Here is a 16,303-nt window from a genome sequence, read left to right as displayed (position 1 = left end):
GTGCCCACCCCCGCTGACCGCAACGCGCCGATCGGGGTGTTCGACTCCGGCGCCGGCGGCCTCACGGTGGCCCGGGCGATCATCGATCAGCTGCCCTCGGAGTCCATCACCTACCTCGGCGACACCGCGCACGTGCCCTACGGCTCGCGCCCGATCGCGCAGATTCGCGAGTACGCCCTGGAGTGTCTCGACCGCCTTGTCGCCGACGGCGTGAAGGCGCTCGTCATCGCGTGCAACACCGCCAGTGCCGCGAGCCTGCGCGATGCCCGCGAGCGGTACGACGTCCCCGTGGTGGAGGTGATCCAGCCGGCCGTCCGCCGCGCGCTCGCCGCAACCCGGAACCAGCGGATCGGCGTCATCGGCACCGCGGCGACCATCGCGAGCCGGGCCTACGACGACGCGTTCGCCGCCGCGCCGCAGGTGCGGCTGAGCAGCGCGGCCTGCCCGCGGTTCGTCGATTTCGTCGAGCGCGGCATCACCAAGGGCCGGCAGATCATGGGTCTCGCCCAGGCCTACCTGCAGCCCCTGCAGGACGACGGCATCGACACCCTGGTGCTCGGCTGCACGCACTACCCGATGCTCACCGGCGCGCTCAGCGTGGTGATGGGGGAGCAGGTGACGCTGGTCAACTCGGCCGAGGAGACCGCGAAGGACCTGTACCGGGTGCTGCTCGCCCAGGACCTGTACGCCGACCGGGACGGCGAGGGCGACCGGCGCTTCCTCGCCACCGGCGATCCCGACCAGTTCCTGGAGCTCGCGCGGCGGTTCCTCGGGCCGCTCATCGACAGCGTCGGAGCGGCGCGTGCCTAGCCGGAGCCACGCCGAGCCCGTGGGTCGCCCGACGCGCGCGATCTGGACGCTGTACGCCGCCGGCGTGTTCGCCTACATCGTGGCCGTCTTCAACCGCACCTCCTTCGGTGTCGCCGCGATCCCCGCGGCCGAGCGCTTCCACGCCTCGGCGTCCGACATCTCGATGTTCGCGGTCGTGCAGCTGCTGGTGTACGCCGGCATGCAGATCCCCGTCGGCGTCCTCGTCGACCGGTACGGACCGCGGCGGCTGGTCGTCATCGGAACCCTGACGATGGCCGTGGGCCAGGCGCTGCTGTCGGTGGCGACCTCCGTCAGCCCGGCGCTGATAGCGCGCATTCTCATCGGCGGCGGCGACGCGTTCATCTTCGCCTGCGTGCTTCGCAAGGTCGCCGACGTCTTCCCGCCCCGGATGGTCCCGCACATCACCCAGCTCACCGGCCTGCTGGGCCAGGTCGGCCAGCTGATCTCCGCCATCCCGTTCGCGTTGCTCGTCGGCAGCACGTCGTGGACGACGTCGTTCCTCGTCGTCGCGGCGACCGCCGTCCTCGCCTGGGTGCTCGCCTTCGCGTTCTTCCGCGGGGGCCCGAGCGCGCCGCACAAGCTGCAGGAGATGCGTCCCAGCGACGTCGGGCGGCAGATCGCCAGCGCCTGGCGGCACCCGGGCACCCGGCTCGGCTTCTGGAGCCACTTCGTCACCCCGTTCAGCGTGACCACGTTCGCGATGCTGTGGGGCTTCCCGTTCATGACGGTCGGGCTCGGCTACAGCCACGGAACGGCCTCCGCGATGCTCACGATCAGCGTGCTCGTGGCGATCCTCGCCGCACCGCTCATGGGGCGGTTCGTGGCCCGGCACCCGCTGCGCCGGTCGACCATCGTGCTGGCCTGCGCGGTCGCCGCGGCCGCCGGCTGGACCGTCGTGATCGCGTGGCCGGGTACCGCCCCGCCCTGGGTGCTCGCGGTCCTCATGGTGCTGATCTCGCTCGGGGGACCGGGATCGATGGTCGGGTTCGACTTCGCGCGGACGTTCAACCCGTCGAGCAGGCTCGGCACCGCCACCGGCATCGTGAACGTCGGCGGGTTCGCCGCCGCCCTGACGACGATGTTCGCGATGGGCCTGGTGCTCGACGCGTTGTCCACCGCCCGCGGGAGCTACTCGCTCACCGCGTTCAAGTGGGCGTTCGCCTTCCAGTACGTGATGTGGGCACTCGGCATCGTGATGATCCTGCGCAACCGGCACCGCACCCGCCGCCTGCTCGCCCAGGAGGACGTCATCGTGCCGCCGCTGCGCTCGGCGATCCGCCGCGACTGGGCCCGGTACCGCGCCCGGCAGGCGCGGGAGCGCGAGCGGGGCCGGCGGCAGACCCCGGTACCCTCGAGCCCCCAGGCAGACGACCCCGACCCGGATTGGCAGATATGACAGACACCCAGGTACGCAGCGACGGCCGCACCGCGCAGCAGCTCCGCGAGGTCCGGATGACCCGGAACTGGCTCGACCACGCCGAGGGCTCCGTGCTGGTCGAGTTCGGCCGCACCCGGGTGCTGGTCGCGGCGAGCGTGACCGAGGGCGTGCCCCGGTGGCGCAAGGGCTCCGGGCTCGGCTGGGTGACGGCCGAGTACGCGATGCTGCCGCGCGCGACCCACGACCGCTCCGCGCGGGAGTCGGTCAAGGGGCGCATCGGTGGCCGCACGCACGAGATCTCGCGGCTGATCGGTCGCTCGCTGCGGGCCTGTGTCGACCTCGCGGCGCTGGGCGAGAACACCATCGACATCGACTGCGACGTCCTGCAGGCGGACGGCGGGACCCGGACCGCGGCGATCACCGGCGCGTACGTGGCGCTCGCCGACGCGATCGAGTGGTTGCGCGGCCGCGGTTCCCTGGCGAAGGCCGATGCCCTGACCGGATCGGTCGCGGCCGTCTCGGTCGGCATCATCGACGGCGAGCCGCGGCTGGACCTGCACTACGAGGAGGACGTGCGCGCCGAGACCGACATGAACGTCGTCGCGACCGGGGACGGCGCGCTGGTGGAGGTGCAGGGCACGGCCGAGGGCGCCCCGTTCTCCCGCGCCGAGCTCGACGCGCTGCTCGATCTGGCCCTGGCCGGCTGCGCCGACCTCACCCGCATGCAGCGCGCCGCCCTCGACGCATGAGCCGGATCCTGCTGGCCTCCCGCAACGCCAAGAAGCTCGCCGAGCTACGGCGCATCATGGCGGGCGCGGACGTCGAGGTCGTCGGCCTGGACGACGTCCCGGCGTACGACGAGGTCCCCGAGGACGGTGCGACGTTCGCGGACAACGCGCTGCTGAAGGCGCGTGAAGCGGTGCGGCACACCGGGATCGCGGCGATCGCCGACGACTCCGGCATCTGCGTGGACGCGCTGAACGGCATGCCCGGCATCTTCTCGGCCCGGTGGTGCGGCCGGCACGGCGACGACGCGGCGAACAACGCCCTGCTGCTGGCCCAGCTGCAGGACGTTCCCGACGAGCGGCTCACCGCGCACTTCACGTGCGCGGCGGCGTACGTCGGCACCGACGGACGCGAGGTCGTCGCGCACGGCGAGATGACCGGCCGGCTGCGTCGCGAGCCGTCCGGCTCCGGCGGGTTCGGGTACGACCCGCTGTTCCAGCCGGACGGGAAGAGCGTCACGGCGGCCGAGCTGCCGCCGGCGGAGAAGGACGCGATCAGCCACCGCGGCCAGGCGATGCGGGAGCTCGCCCGGCGCATCGCGCCGTACCTGTAGCCGACCGTCGCCCGCGCCGCCTCGGCACCGGGCGTCAGGCGGCAGACGCGCCGGTGGTCGAGCGGCTGACCGCGGCCCCGTCCCGATCGTCCGGCTCCTTCTGCCAGGGCCACCGCCCGGTGATCTCCAGTTCCAGCGAGAAGCTCAGGAACGTCCGGATGATGACGATCACGGCCAGGACGCCCACCGAGCGGAAGGTCGGAGTGACGGCCACGGTGCGGATGATGTCGGCCGCGACGAGCAGCTCCAGGCCGAGCAGGATCGAGCGGCCCAGCAGCCTCCGGTAACGGTGATAGACGTCCGTGTCCGACCGGCGCAGCAAGGCCGCCGCCGCGATGAGGGTGGCGGCGAGCACGCCGAGCACGATCGCGACCACACCCGCCGCGTCGACGGTCTTGCCGACGACCTCCATGGCTTCCTGGAACGTCATACATCCTCCTTCGGTCGGTGGGCCGTCCGATGCCCACCGGTCCGGTACCCAGCGGCAGGCTTCTCGAATCGTCGCGTCGGGCAGGTGCTTTGCACAGCTAACGGAGCGTCTGATCAACTGGGACGATGCAGTCGCAGCGATCGAGCCGGCCCGGCGCCGTCGAGGAGCGGGCCGGGGAGCGGACCGCCTTCGGCTGGCGCTTCGTCGCGCCGCTGTGCATCGGTGCGGCGTTGAACCCGATCAACTCGACGATGGTCGCCACCGCGCTCGCCACCATCGGAGAGCGGCTGCATGCGGGCGCGGACCAGACCGTATGGCTGATCTCGGTGCTGTACCTGACGAGCGCGATCAGCCAGCCTGTGGCCGGCCGGATCGCCGATCGGATCGGACCCCGGAAGGTGTTCGTCACCGGCAGCGTCATCGTTGCGGTGGCGGGTGTCGCGGGGATCTTCGTGCACACCCTGTGGGGGCTGGTCGCCCTGCGCGCGCTCATCGGCTCCGGCACGGGCGCGGTCTACCCGGCGGCCATGGCGATGGTCCGCCGCCGCGCCGACTCGCTCGGGCTGCCCCCGCCGAACCGGGTGCTCGGCTGGCTCTCCACCGCGTCGCTGACCACTCTGACGATCGGCCCGCTGCTCGCCGGGCTGCTGGTGCAGACCGTCGGCTGGCAGTGGATCTTCATCGTCAACCTTCCGCTCGCGCTGCTGTGCCTCGTGCTGGTGCTTCGTTTCGCCCCGCCGGACGACCCGCGTGCGCCGGGGGAGCGCGCCGACCTCGACGCCGGCGGCATCGCGTTGTTCGGGGTGACGATCGTCGCGCTGCTGTTCTTCCTGATGCAGCTGCGCAGCCCGCGGTGGTGGATCCTCGGCGTCGCCGTGGTGGTCATCATCGCCCTCGTGTACTACGAACGCCGCCGCGAGCATCCGTTCGTCGACGTCCGGATGCTCGCCGGGAACCGCGCCCTGCTGATCACCTACGGGCGGATCGTCGCCAGCTTCGTGGTGCTGTACGGCGCCATGTTCGGCCTGTCGCAGTGGTTCGAGGAGGCACGCGGCCTGTCGCCGATACAGGTCGGGCTGCTCATGCTGCTGATCTTCGGTGTCGGGGCGTTCCTGTCGACGATCGGCTCGCGGTTCACGGCCGTCCGCACCCCGCTGGTCATCGGGGCGGCGGGCATGATCGCCGGTTCGTTGCTCATGGTCGGCGTGGACTCGCGTTCGGCGGTCTGGCTCTTCGCGTTGATGTGCCTGGCCCACGCGCCGTCCGCGGGCCTGTCGATGCTGGCCAACCAGATGGCCATCTACGTGCAGGCGCCGGCCGACCAGATCGGCATGGCTTCGGGCCTGTCGCGCACGGCCCAGTACCTCGGCGCCATCATCGGCTCGGGGATCATCGCTCTTGCGTTCGGCGCCCGGCCGACCGATGCCGGATTGCATCTGGTCGGATGGATCCTGACGGGCGTCGGCGTGGTCGTAGCGGTGGCCGTTGCCCTCGATCGCTCCCTGGACCGCAGGCGATCGCCCCTGTCGGGGCCCGCCTAGGCCGGGTCGGACGCCGGGCTCGGTCGAGCAGTTCGTGATCCGTACCGAAAGGCGACCCATGACCGATCCGCACCAGAGCCCCGATCTCGCCGGCCCCCCGACCTCCGCGCCGCGGCCGCCGACGTGGAATCCCACCAACCAGCCGGCTCCGTGGGGGCCGGCCCAGCAGCCTGCCCCGTGGGGGCCGGGCGGCCGGCCACCCGGGTGGAGCCCAGCAGCAGCGGCCCGTCGCCGCACGCGGCCGGCGGGTCCGGTGCTCATGCTCCTGGGGACGATCGCGTGCGTGGTGGGCGTCTTCCTGCCCTGGAACTACGAGCTCGTGCCGGTCGATACGCCGGGCGGCGGCTACGGCTTCGCGGACGGCGATCCGTGGAACGGTCTGGACCAGATGACGATCAACATGGACAACGGCCGGTTCTACGGCGCGCTCATGCTCGTCGCGTTCGTCGTCGCGCTCGTCGCCTGCGTCGGATCGCTCGTCGCCGCCATCGGGACGCTGACGGCTCGCGACCCGGGTCGCGGGCTCGGCGTCCTCGCGCTGATCAGCGCGATCCTGGGCATCCTGGCCACTCTGGGCACCATCGTCGGATACCTCGCGCTCGGCGCGACCCATGAGATGGCGCTGGGCGTCTGGGTCTTCGGGCTGTCGTTCATTCCCGTGCTGATCGGTTCGATCGGCGTCCTGGCGAGGAAGTACTAGCCGCCGCGTACGATTGACCAGCCGCGTCGGTGCGGCGGTGGGGCCGTAGCCCAATTGGCAGAGGCACACGGTTTAGGTCCGTGCCAGTGAGAGTTCGAGTCTCTCCGGCCCTACGAGGCGCTCCGGCAGAGGGGCGGCCGTCCACGGCGAGCGATCGGCCGGGCGGTTGCTAGGCGAGCTCGAGGCTCTTGACCAGCCGTTCGACGTGCCCGGTCGCCTTGACGTTGTACTGCGCCTGGGCGATCTTGCCGTAGGCATCGATGACGAACGTCGAGCGGATGATGCCCTCCGTCGTCTTGCCGTACATCTTCTTCTCGCCGAACGCGCCGTACGCGGTCGCGACCGCCTTGTCCGGATCGCTGAGCAACGTGATGGTCAGCTGCTCCTTCTCGCGGAACTTGGCCAGCTTCTCCGGCTTGTCCGGTGAGATGCCGATGACCCGGAACCCGGCCCCCTTGAGCTCGTCGTAGGACGACGTGAAGTCGCAGGCCTGCTTCGTGCAGCCGGGCGTCATCGCGGCGGGGTAGAAGTACAGGATGACCTGTGAGCCGGTGAAATCCGACAAGGACACCTGCTGGCCCGTGTCGTCGGCCAGGGTGAACCCGGGAGCGGTGTCGCCGGCTTCGAGAATGACCTTCTCGCTCATCGTTCCTCCTCGTGCGGGGATGCCATCGCGTCGATGCTAACCGCGGCCGCCGTCCGACCGGCGTCCTCGTTGGCGCCGAGGTCCGTGCGTTCGGGAACCAGGGCGCGGTCATCGCGGACTATCCTTCTCGGAGCCGAGGAGAGGTAGTGGCACGGGTGAGTCTGAGCAGGCGCGGGTTCCTGGCCGCGGCAGCAACCGGGACCGCGGCCGCCGGCGTCGCCCTGGCCGGCTGCGACCGCGACGACCGGCCGGCAGCCGCGGGGAACGGCGCGGGCCAGCAGCCTCAGAGCTTCTTCGGCGCCCACCAGATGGGCATCCTTCCGGGGCCGGCCGAGTACGCGGCCGCCGTCGCGCTGGACGTCACGGCGTCCGGCCGCGACGGCCTCACCGGCGTCCTGCAGACGATCTCCGGCACCATCCGCGACCTGACCGCGACGACGTCGCCGACGCCGTCCGACAAGCTGGCCACGCCCGAGGACAACGGGATTCTCACCGGCCACGAGGACCTCCTCGTCAGCGGAACCGTGGCCGCCGGGGCGTCGCTGTTCGACGACAGGTTCGGCCTCGCCTCGGTCAAACCGGCCGGCCTCGTCACGATGCCGGACGGCCTCGCCCGTGACGAGCTCGACCCGCAACGCACCCACGGCGACCTGCTGCTGATCCTGCAGGGCCCGCACCGGGACGTCGTGACGCACGCCGTCCGCCGCCTCGTGCGGGCCACCGGCTCCGGCGCGCGGATCCGCTGGCTGCTCGACGTGTTCCTCCGGCCGGACACCACCAAGGCGCCCGACCGTACGTCGACCCGCAACCTCATGGGGTTCAAGGACGGCACCGCCAACCCCGACCCGACCGTCGACGACCTCATGGCGGACGTCGTCTGGAGCGCCGGAGCCGATGACGGCGAGCCGACGTGGTGCGCCGGCGGCAGCTACCTCGTCGCGCGCACCCTGCGCATGCAGGTCGAGGCGTGGGACGCCGAGACGCTCGATCACCAGGAGAAGGTGTTCGGGCGCGCGAAGGTGTCCGGGGCACCGCTGGACGGGACCAAGGAGACCGACGTCCCCGTCTACCCGAAGGACCCCGCCGGGGCGAAGGTGCCGCTCACCTCCCACATCCGCCTGGCCAACCCGCGCGACGGCAAGGCCCGGCTCATGCTACGCCGCTCGATGAGCTACAGCCGCGGCATCGACGCGAGCGGCACGCTCGATCAGGGCCTGTTGTTCCTGAGCTACCAGCGGACCATGTCGGCCTTCCTCGAGGCGCAGGCCCGGCTGAAGGGCGAGCCGCTCGAGCAGTTCGTGATCACCAACGGCGGCGGCTTCTTCTTCGCGTTCCCCGGCCCCGCCCAGGGCGGCTACGTCGGCCAGTCGATGATCGAGTCCGGCTGAGGCGCTGCGCGCGGTGCTCGTTGAGCGCACATCGCGAGGCCGTGAGCGATAGCATCGCGGCAGACCTGTTCACGAGTCGGAGGAGAACCCCGTGGCCGAGCGCACGCCCGCCGAGATCCAGCGCGACATCGATCGCACCCGCGACGCACTAGCAGGCACCCTCGACCAGATCGTCGAGCGCGCGCACCCGAAGCGGCTCATCGACAACGGCAAGTCGCAGGTCCAGAACTTCTTCGAGAGCCCCAAGGGCAAGGCCGTCATCGCCGGCGCCGGCGCGCTCGTCGTCTACCTGGTGGGACGTCGCATCTCCCTGGCCAAGAAGAACAAGCGTGAGCGCAACCTCGAGCTGCTGTACCGCTACAACCTGCTCGACGAGTAGCCCCGCCGCCATCCACGACCGCGCACCGGCCCCGCCGATGCGCGGTCGTCGTGTCTGCGGCGAGGGCTGGCCCGGCATACCCCTCCCGGGTACCATCGAGCGCATGGAGCACACGACACCCGGCTACAGCGACGACAAGGACGCCGTGCTCAAGCGGCTGCGCCGCATCGAGGGGCAGGTGCGTGGGATCGCCCGCATGGTCGAAGAGGACACCTACTGCATCGACGTCCTCACCCAGGTGTCGGCCGCCACGAAGGCGCTCCAGTCTGTCGCGCTGAACCTGCTCGACGAGCACCTCGGCCACTGCGTGCGGCATGCCGTCGCCGAGGGCGGAGCCACGGCGGACGACAAGATCGCCGAGGCGAGCGCGGCCATCGCGCGACTGGTCAAGTCGTAGGGCCGTTCGACTAGGCCCAGGGCACACCGCGGGCGGTGAGCAGCGCCTGCAGCGGACGTCGCGTCAGGCTCGACAGCTCCGCCTGCAGGGCTTGCGAGAGCCGGTTGCAGAACGCGACCGGCTCGTCGGCGGCGTCCGGGTTCTCCAGCACGACGGTGTGGATCGCGCCGGCGGCGAGCATCTGCTTGCAGGAGATCCGCTGCGAGCGGGCCATCTCGTCGGCGCGGTCGACCGTTCGATGGATGATCGCGCTCGCCCCCTCCGGCGGCAGCGGCGACAGCCACGAGTTCTGGGCGGCGATGACCCGATCGCTGGGCAGCAGCGCAAGCGCCGCCCCGCCGGTGCCCTGCCCGAGCATGATCGCGACGGTCGGCGTCCGCACCGTCGACAGGTCCGCGAGGCACCGGGCGATCTCCCCGGCCAGGCCACCGTTCTCGGCCTCGGCCGACAGGGCCGCGCCGGGAGTGTCGATGACGGTGACCAGCGGCAGCCCGAGCTCGGTCGCCAGGTTCATCCCACGTCGCGCGACGCGCAGGCCCTCGGGGCCGAGCTGGTGGTTTTGGGTCTGCATCCGCCGGTCCTGGCCGAGGACGATGCACGCGTACGAGCCGAACCGGGCGAGCGCGAGCAGCAGGCCGGGGTCGCGCTCGCCCTGCCCCGTGCCGTTGAGGGGCACGACGTCCGCGGCCGCGATGCGCAGCAGGTCGCGCACTCCCGGCCGCTCCAGGCGCCGCGAGGCGAGCACGCTGGCCCAGACGTCGGTGTCGGGCAGGTCCGCGGCGTCCTGGGTGGTGAGCTCGGGGCGCGGCACCTCCACCGGGCCGTCGGCCGGCGAGGTGATGCGCAGGACCTTGTCGAGCAGCCGGCCGATCTGCTCCGGTGTCGCCACCGCGTCGATGATGCCGCGCTTGTAGAGGTTCTCGGCGACCTGCACGCCGTCCGGGAACTTCTTGTCGTAGATGGCCTCGAACACCCGCGGCCCGAGGAAGCCCAGCATCGCCTTCGGCTCAGCCGCGGTGACCTGGCCCAGCGATCCCCACGACGCCATGACTCCGCCGGTCGTGGGGTTGCGCAGGTACACGAGGTAGGACAGCCCGGCGGCCTTGTGCGCCGTGACCGCCTTCGAGATGTCGATCATCTGCAGGAACGCCGGGGTGCCCTCCTGCATCCGGGTGCCGCCCGAGCTGGGCGCGGCGACCAGCGGCAGGCCCTGCGCGGTTGCCCGGTTTACCGCGGCGACGATCCGGTCGGCGGCGTTCTTGCCGATCGAGCCGGCCAGGAACCGGAATTCGCTGGCGATGATCGCGATCCGGCGTCCCGACAGCAGCCCCTCGCCGGTGATGACCGACTCGTCGGTGCCGGCCTTGGCGGCGGCCGCGATGAGCTGCTCGACGTACTCCTCCGACGCCCCCGGCGCGGCGTCCTGCGGATAGCGCAGCGGGACGTCCCAGGAGACGAACGACCCGTCGTCCAGCGTGAGCTCGATGAGCTCGCGGGCGCTCAGGCGAGGGGGACGGGGCAGGCTCTGTTCCGGCGCGGTCATGCCTCCATCCTGTCTCATGCCGACGCGGCCGAGCACCGCCCCCGGCGGCGGGCGCGCACGCCGCACGATGCAACAGGCGTCACACTCCTCGGCCGCCACCCGCGCTTTCGCAGGTATGGGGTGCCTGGTATCGTTTGTCGCTGTTGCTCATGAGAATGAGCGCGCGCCGCTAGCTCAACTGGCAGAGCAGCTGACTCTTAATCAGCGGGTTCGGGGTTCGAGTCCCTGGCGGCGCACCGCACGATAAGCGGGGTTCGACGGTTAGAGCGGGGAAGTTTTCCCGCCGCGGCCGACGGACCCCGCTTTCGCGTCCACCTCACTGTCTCGTATCTCACATAATGAGATGGCCGAATTGTTTGGTGGGTGTTAGTTGTGGTGGGAATATCGAGGTGAGGGCCGGCGCAACCGGTGCCGGCCACCGCCCCCAAGGAGGGGTCACCATGGCTGGCATTCGGCACGCCGCACGTAACAGCGGTTCGCCAACGGTCACACACACCGATCACCCCATCGTCACCGCCGCCGCACCCGTCACCTACCAGGTGGACGTCGTCCGCAGCCCCGCCGCGCGCAAGGGCTTGGCGGCCCTGCGACTCATCCTCGGCGCCACGTTCCTGTGGCCCTTCATCGACAAGCTGTTCGGGCTCGGCTACGCGACGCCGTCGGGCGCCGGCTGGCTGGACGGCGGGTCGCCGACGACCGGCTTCCTGACCAAGAACCCGACCGTCGTCAACGGCCCCTTCGGCGGCTTCTTCGGCGGCTTTGCCGGCTCGATCGCCGACTGGCTGTTCATGGCCGGCCTGCTCGGCATCGGTGTCGCCGTCCTGCTCGGCGTGGGCATGAAGATCGCGGCGATCTCGGGCACCGTCCTGCTGGCGATGATGTACCTGGCCGAGTTCCCGATCGGGCGCGCCGGTGAAGGCTTCACGAACCCGCTCGTCGACTCGCACTGGATCGAGGCGGCCGGCCTCATCGTCCTCGCGCTGACGCTGGCCGGCGACACCTGGGGCCTCGGCAAGTGGTGGGGCCACAAGGTGGGCGACGGAATCCTGCGGTAGGCGCTCGCCGGATCACCCGGAAGCGGGCTTCGGCGGTCAGAGCGGGAAACATTCCCCGCTTCGGCCGCCGAAGCCCGCTTTCGCCGTTGTTACGGCTGAGCCTCGATGTGTGCGCCCCACGGCCCGGCGTACCGCACCTTGACGCTCTCGGTGCGACAGTGGAGTGGCACCGTGAAGCCGTATCGAGAGCGAGTCGAAAGCACCAGATGAGCACGCCGTGGACCGCGCGCCCGATGACCCGTAGATCGCTGCTCGCCGGATTGGGCCTGGGATCGGCCGTCGCGCTGGCGGCCTGCACCACCGGCGCGGCCGGCGGCTCCGGCAGGCCGAGCGCGTCGACCTCGCCCACGCCCACCAAGCCCAAGCTGCCCGACGCCACCATCTCGGTGTCGGTTCCCGACGGCGCGGCGGACCAGCCGCCGACCGTGCCGCTGACCGTGACGGCGGCCGGCGGCACGCTGGACGTCGTCACCGTCTCCACCGCGGACGGCGCGAAGATCGAGGGCAAGATCGACCCGGCGACCGCGACGTGGACGGCGAGCGAGCCGCTGGCCTACGACGCCAAGTACACGGTGCTCGCGACCGCCACGAACGCGGACAACTCGGCCACGCAGGTGACCTCGAAGTTCAGCACGGTCGCGCCCACGGCACGGATCTACCCCGGCATCGGACCCCTGGACGGCACCACCGTCGGCGTGGCGATGCCCATCCGGGTGTACTTCGACCACGCGGTCAGCGATCGCAAGGCGATCGAGGAGCACCTGAAGGTCACCGCCACGCCGGCGCAGACCGGCTCGTGGTGCTGGTTCGGCGACAAGGAGGTGCACTGGCGTCCGCAGGGCTACTGGCAGGCGGGCAGCACGGTGCAGGTCGACGTCAAGATCTTCGGCGTGGACGCCGGAAAGGGTGCTTGGGGCAAGACCGACCGCTCGATCAAGTTCAAGGTCGGCGCGGCGCACGTCTCCCGCTGCAACACCGCGGAGCACCAGCTGTACTGCTTCGAGAACGGGCAGCTGGTCAAGTCGATCCCCGTCGCGGCAGGCAAGGAGGAGGTCGGCCGCTACACGCACAGCGGCATCCACGTCGTCATCGACAAGCAGCAGAAGATGACGATGGACTCGACGACCTACGGCCTCGCCCTCGACGCCGGCGGCTATCAGACCGAGGTCGCGTGGGCCACCCGCATCTCGAACAACGGGGAGTTCGTGCATGCCGCGCCGTGGTCGCTCGCCGACCAGGGGGTACGCAACGTCAGCCACGGGTGCCTGAACGCGAGCCCGGACGACGCGAAGTGGTTCCTGCAGTGGTCGCAGATCGGCGACCCGGTCGAGATCACCGGAACGCCGGTGCCGCTGACCCAGGCGGACGGCGACATCTACGACTGGACCATCGACTGGGCGACCTGGCAGCAGGGCAGCGCGCTCAAGTAGCCGCGTGAGGCGGCTGCTACCGGGTCGAGAGCGCCCGCTGGAACTTCGCCAGCAGCTCGTCGGAGAACAGCACGAACTGCACGAGGTCGAGCCGGCCGAGGACGGGCGAACGCCGCACCGCGTCCACCGCGATCCGGGCGACCTCGTCGCCGTCCCACCCAAAGACCCCCGCGCTGATCGCCGGGAAGGCGACGCTGCGGGCGCCGACGCGGACCGCCTCGTCCAACGAGTTGGCGAAGCAGGCCGCGAGGTCGGCCGGGTCGGTCTCCCCGCGATGCCGGTTCGGGCCGACGGTCTGGATGACCCAGCGTGCCTTCAGGGCACATCCCGGAATCGCGGCGGCCGCCCCGACCGGGAAGCCGCAGGGATAGTGCGCCTTCAGGTCCCGGCAATGCTGCAGCAGCTCGGGGCCGGCCGCGCGGTGAATGGCGCCGTCGACCCCGCCCCCGCCCATCAGACCGGAATTGGCGGCGTTGACGATCGCGTCGCAGTCGGACTGGGTGATGTCGCCGCGGACGGCGTCGATGCGTGCGGTCATGTGTCCAGGCTAGGCCCGTGAAGGCGATCTCCTCGAAAAGAGCATCGCCCCGGACCGAACGGTCCGGGGCGATGCATCTGGGTGAGTAACGGGACTCGAACCCGCGACATCTGCGACCACAACGCAGCGCTCTACCAGCTGAGCTATACCCACCATCCGCCGCCAACGGCGACGACCAAGCATAACGGACCGCGTCGGTGTCCGCGACCGCGGGTCGGTGTCGGCGCCTGACTCAGTCCCGCGGCGGGATGGCGGCGTGCTCGACCGACGCCGCGATGGCCTTCGCGTCGTCGCTGCCCGGTCCCGGCTCGGGGACGAACACCGCGGCGCGGTAGTACCGCAGCTCGGTGACCGACTCGAGGATGTCGGCGAGCGCGCGGTGGGCGAGGCCCTTGTCCGGCTTGTTGAAGTAGACCCGCGGGTACCACCGGCGGGTGAGCTCCTTGATCGACGAGACATCGATCATCCGGTAGTGCAGCAGCGCATCGACGCGCGGCATGTCCCGCGCGATGAACCCGCGATCGACCGCGATCGAGTTGCCGCAGAGCGGCACGGTGCCCGGCGTCGTGATGTGCCGCCCGAGGTAGTCGAGGACCTGCTGCTCGGCCTGCTCGAGCGTGACGGCCGACCGGCGTACCTCGTCGGTGAGGCCGCTCGCCTCGTGCATCGCGACGACCACCGGGACCATGTCCGCGAGCTTCTCCTCGGGCGCGTGGATGACGATGTCGATGCCCTCATCGAGCACGTTCAGCTCGCCGTCGGTGACGATCGCGGCGACCTCGATGAGGGCGTCGGTGTCCAGCCGGAGGCCGGTCATCTCGCAATCGATCCACACCAGCAGGTCGGGATTGGTGGAGTCGGTCATGCTGCTCAGCCTAGGGGGAGCGCTCCGGCCCGCCCCGGGAGGGACGCCGAGCACGGGCCGCGCACGCCAGGGGGCCGATAGGGTGGCAGGCGTTGGCGCGGCGCCGTACGGCGGTGCCGTCCTTGAGCCGAGGGGATCCGCATGAGCGAGCCAGTTCCGCCGTCCGAGAAGAGCGCCGCACCGGACCCGCAGCCCGCACCGGGTCAGCAGCCGGCCGCCGGACCGAAGGCGGCCGAGGCCGGCACGATCGCCGCCGGCTACGCGACCGACGGGGCGGCGTTGCGGCTCGGCGCGGTCGTCCTCGACGGCGAGGTGTACGGCGACGCGCAGGTGCGCATCCCGCTGTCCATGATGAACCGGCATGGGCTGATCGCCGGCGCGACCGGCACCGGCAAGACCCGCACCCTGCAGCTGATCGCCGAGCAGCTCAGCGACGCCGGCGTCCCGGTGTTCGCCGCCGACATCAAGTCCGACCTGTCGGGCATGGCGCAGCCCGGCACGGTCAACGACAAGATCGCGGCGCGCAGCGCACAAGTGCGCGACCAGTGGACGTCCACCGGCTACCCGGTCGAGTTCTTCTCCCTGGGCGGCGACAAGACGCAGGGGACGCCGCTGCGCGCCACGGTGACCAGCTTCGGGCCGCTGCTGCTGTCGAAGGTGCTGGGGCTCAACGACACGCAGGAGTCCTCGCTGCAGCTGATGTTCGCCTGGGCCGATGCCAACGGGCTGCCGCTGCTGGACCTGAAGGACCTGCGATCGGTGATCGCCTATCTGACCAGCGCCGAGGGAAAGAGCCAGCTCGAGGGGATCGGCGGCGTGTCCAAGGCCACCGCCGGGGTGATCCTGCGCGAGATCTCCGCGCTGGAGACCAGTGGCGCGGGCGCGTTCTTCGGCGAGCCCGAGTTCGACACGCACGACCTGCTGCAGACCCGCGGCACGCAGGGCGTCGTCAACCTCGTCGAGCTCGTGAAGGTGCAGGACCGCCCCGAGCTGTTCTCGACGTTCCTGATGTGGTTGCTGGCCGACCTCTACCACGACCTGCCCGAGATCGGGGACGCCGACAAGCCCAAGCTCGTCTTCTTCTTCGACGAGGCGCACCTGCTGTTCACCGGCGCCTCCAAGGCGTTCCTGCAGCAGGTCACCCAGACGGTACGGCTCATCCGCAGCAAGGGTGTCGGCGTGTTCTTCGTGACCCAGCAGCCCACCGACGTGCCGGACGACGTGCTGGCGCAGCTCGGCAACCGCGTGCAGCACGCCCTGCGGGCCTTCACGCCCGACGACGCCGCGGCCCTGGCCAAGACCGTGAAGACCTACCCCCGGACCGCCGACTACGACCTCGAGCAGGCGCTCACCCAGCTCGGCATCGGGGAGGCAGTGGTGACCGTGATGAGCGAGCGGGGCGCACCCACCCCGGTGGCGTGGACCCGCCTTCCCGCGCCCCGCTCATCGATGTCGCCGTGCGCGCCCGACCTTTTCGCGCAGCTGGTGGCCGCCTCGCCGCTGATGGCCGAGTACGGCGCGGAGGTGGACCGGGACTCGGCGTACGAGCGGCTGGCCACGCGCACCCAAGGAGCGGCCGAGGAAGCCCCGCGCCGCGGCGACCAGGAGCGCCCGCGCCGCGCGGACGAGGGAGCCTCGCCGCCGGCGCGCCGGCGCTCGACGAAGCCCGAGAAGACCGCGCTCGAGCAGTTCCTCGACAACGGTGCCGTCAAGCAGTTCATGCGGACCGCGGCGGCGGCCGTGGCACGTAACATCTTCGGCACGGCTCGCCGTCGCCGGTAGCGACCCGGCTGGGGCGGTCCTAGACTGGCCGTTTGGACCGCGGACCAGCATTGGAGAGCAC

Annotated in this window: 17 protein-coding genes and 3 tRNA genes; 14 read left to right on the top strand and 6 right to left on the bottom strand. The window is 71.0% G+C overall.

Annotated features, from left to right (window positions below; all coding sequences use genetic code 11):
• Genes murI through rdgB form a run of 4 tightly spaced genes read left to right on the top strand, consistent with a single transcriptional unit; the run spans position 1 to position 3,548 of the window.
• Positions 1–810 carry a glutamate racemase gene (gene murI / locus F8A92_RS03165; protein ID WP_153503257.1) on the top strand — a complete coding sequence of 270 codons (810 nt, stop codon included), beginning with the start codon at positions 1–3 and terminating at the stop codon, positions 808–810.
• Positions 803–2,227 carry an MFS transporter gene (locus F8A92_RS03160; protein ID WP_228389153.1) on the top strand — a complete coding sequence of 475 codons (1,425 nt, stop codon included), beginning with the start codon at positions 803–805 and terminating at the stop codon, positions 2,225–2,227. Before murI ends, F8A92_RS03160 begins: the two co-directional genes overlap by 8 nt.
• Positions 2,224–2,958 (top strand): ribonuclease PH, encoded by a 735-nt coding sequence (gene rph / locus F8A92_RS03155; protein ID WP_153503255.1) that lies wholly within the window; start codon positions 2,224–2,226, stop codon positions 2,956–2,958. The genes F8A92_RS03160 and rph overlap by 4 nt, the downstream gene beginning before the upstream one ends.
• On the top strand, positions 2,955–3,548 hold the full coding sequence (rdgB, locus tag F8A92_RS03150) for an RdgB/HAM1 family non-canonical purine NTP pyrophosphatase (protein WP_153503253.1): 594 nt from the start codon (positions 2,955–2,957) through the stop codon (positions 3,546–3,548). Before rph ends, rdgB begins: the two co-directional genes overlap by 4 nt.
• A gap of 34 nt (positions 3,549–3,582) precedes the next feature.
• Here rdgB and F8A92_RS03145 read toward each other — a convergent pair whose 3' ends face one another.
• Entirely contained in the window at positions 3,583–3,978 is a 396-nt protein-coding gene (locus F8A92_RS03145) for a DUF1622 domain-containing protein (protein ID WP_153503251.1), read from the bottom strand.
• Between the two features lie 125 nt (positions 3,979–4,103).
• Between F8A92_RS03145 and F8A92_RS03140 the strand changes: the two genes are divergently transcribed.
• The 3 genes from F8A92_RS03140 to F8A92_RS03130 all read left to right on the top strand — a co-directional run bounded on the left by F8A92_RS03140 (position 4,104) and on the right by F8A92_RS03130 (position 6,332).
• Positions 4,104–5,519, top strand: a complete 1,416-nt coding sequence (locus tag F8A92_RS03140; RefSeq protein ID WP_153503249.1) for an MFS transporter — start codon at positions 4,104–4,106, stop codon at positions 5,517–5,519.
• A gap of 58 nt (positions 5,520–5,577) precedes the next feature.
• Positions 5,578–6,219: a hypothetical protein gene (locus tag F8A92_RS03135; RefSeq protein ID WP_153503247.1), complete on the top strand. Its 642-nt coding sequence runs from the start codon at positions 5,578–5,580 to the stop codon at positions 6,217–6,219.
• 39 nt (positions 6,220–6,258) lie between these two features.
• Positions 6,259–6,332, top strand: a tRNA-Leu gene (locus F8A92_RS03130).
• 56 nt (positions 6,333–6,388) lie between these two features.
• On the opposite strand, the gene bcp is transcribed toward F8A92_RS03130, so the two are convergent.
• Positions 6,389–6,865 (bottom strand): thioredoxin-dependent thiol peroxidase, encoded by a 477-nt coding sequence (gene bcp / locus F8A92_RS03125; protein ID WP_153503245.1) that lies wholly within the window; start codon positions 6,863–6,865, stop codon positions 6,389–6,391.
• A 146-nt stretch (positions 6,866–7,011) separates the two neighbouring features.
• On the opposite strand from bcp, the gene F8A92_RS03120 reads away from it, so the two are divergent.
• The 3 genes from F8A92_RS03120 to F8A92_RS03110 all read left to right on the top strand — a co-directional run bounded on the left by F8A92_RS03120 (position 7,012) and on the right by F8A92_RS03110 (position 9,029).
• Entirely contained in the window at positions 7,012–8,253 is a 1,242-nt protein-coding gene (locus F8A92_RS03120; protein ID WP_153503243.1) for a Dyp-type peroxidase, read from the top strand.
• A gap of 91 nt (positions 8,254–8,344) precedes the next feature.
• Positions 8,345–8,632, top strand: a complete 288-nt coding sequence (locus F8A92_RS03115; RefSeq protein WP_153503241.1) for a DUF3618 domain-containing protein — start codon at positions 8,345–8,347, stop codon at positions 8,630–8,632.
• Between the two features lie 103 nt (positions 8,633–8,735).
• A complete protein-coding gene (locus F8A92_RS03110; protein ID WP_153503239.1) occupies positions 8,736–9,029 on the top strand; it encodes a metal-sensitive transcriptional regulator in 294 nt (97 codons plus the stop codon).
• A gap of 10 nt (positions 9,030–9,039) precedes the next feature.
• On the opposite strand, the gene F8A92_RS03105 is transcribed toward F8A92_RS03110, so the two are convergent.
• Complete coding sequence (locus F8A92_RS03105) at positions 9,040–10,572, bottom strand: carboxyl transferase domain-containing protein (protein WP_153503237.1); 1,533 nt, start codon at positions 10,570–10,572, stop codon at positions 9,040–9,042.
• 163 nt (positions 10,573–10,735) lie between these two features.
• Between F8A92_RS03105 and F8A92_RS03100 the strand changes: the two genes are divergently transcribed.
• From F8A92_RS03100 to F8A92_RS03090, 3 genes are all read left to right on the top strand, one after another.
• Positions 10,736–10,808, top strand: a tRNA-Lys gene (locus F8A92_RS03100).
• A 204-nt stretch (positions 10,809–11,012) separates the two neighbouring features.
• Entirely contained in the window at positions 11,013–11,627 is a 615-nt protein-coding gene (locus F8A92_RS03095) for a hypothetical protein (protein WP_228389152.1), read from the top strand.
• A 206-nt stretch (positions 11,628–11,833) separates the two neighbouring features.
• Entirely contained in the window at positions 11,834–13,057 is a 1,224-nt protein-coding gene (locus F8A92_RS03090; protein WP_228389151.1) for a L,D-transpeptidase, read from the top strand.
• A gap of 16 nt (positions 13,058–13,073) precedes the next feature.
• On the opposite strand, the gene F8A92_RS03085 is transcribed toward F8A92_RS03090, so the two are convergent.
• From F8A92_RS03085 to orn, 3 genes are all read right to left on the bottom strand, one after another.
• The gene (locus F8A92_RS03085; protein ID WP_153503235.1) at positions 13,074–13,595 is read right to left on the bottom strand and encodes an O-acetyl-ADP-ribose deacetylase; all 522 of its coding nucleotides are present in this window, start codon (positions 13,593–13,595) and stop codon (positions 13,074–13,076) included.
• Positions 13,596–13,675: 80 nt separating this feature from the next.
• Positions 13,676–13,748, bottom strand: a tRNA-His gene (locus tag F8A92_RS03080).
• 79 nt (positions 13,749–13,827) lie between these two features.
• Positions 13,828–14,460 carry an oligoribonuclease gene (gene orn / locus F8A92_RS03075; protein ID WP_153503233.1) on the bottom strand — a complete coding sequence of 211 codons (633 nt, stop codon included), beginning with the start codon at positions 14,458–14,460 and terminating at the stop codon, positions 13,828–13,830.
• A gap of 141 nt (positions 14,461–14,601) precedes the next feature.
• Between orn and F8A92_RS03070 the strand changes: the two genes are divergently transcribed.
• Positions 14,602–16,242, top strand: a complete 1,641-nt coding sequence (locus F8A92_RS03070; protein WP_153503231.1) for a helicase HerA-like domain-containing protein — start codon at positions 14,602–14,604, stop codon at positions 16,240–16,242.
• Positions 16,243–16,303: the final 61 nt, after the last annotated feature.

The sequence above is a fragment of the Cumulibacter manganitolerans genome (genome assembly GCF_009602465.1).
In the GTDB taxonomy this organism is placed as follows: Bacteria; Actinomycetota; Actinomycetes; order Mycobacteriales; family Antricoccaceae; genus Cumulibacter; species Cumulibacter manganitolerans.
Note: the sequence above shows the minus strand (reverse complement) of the source record. Positions and strands in the feature narration are given on the sequence as shown.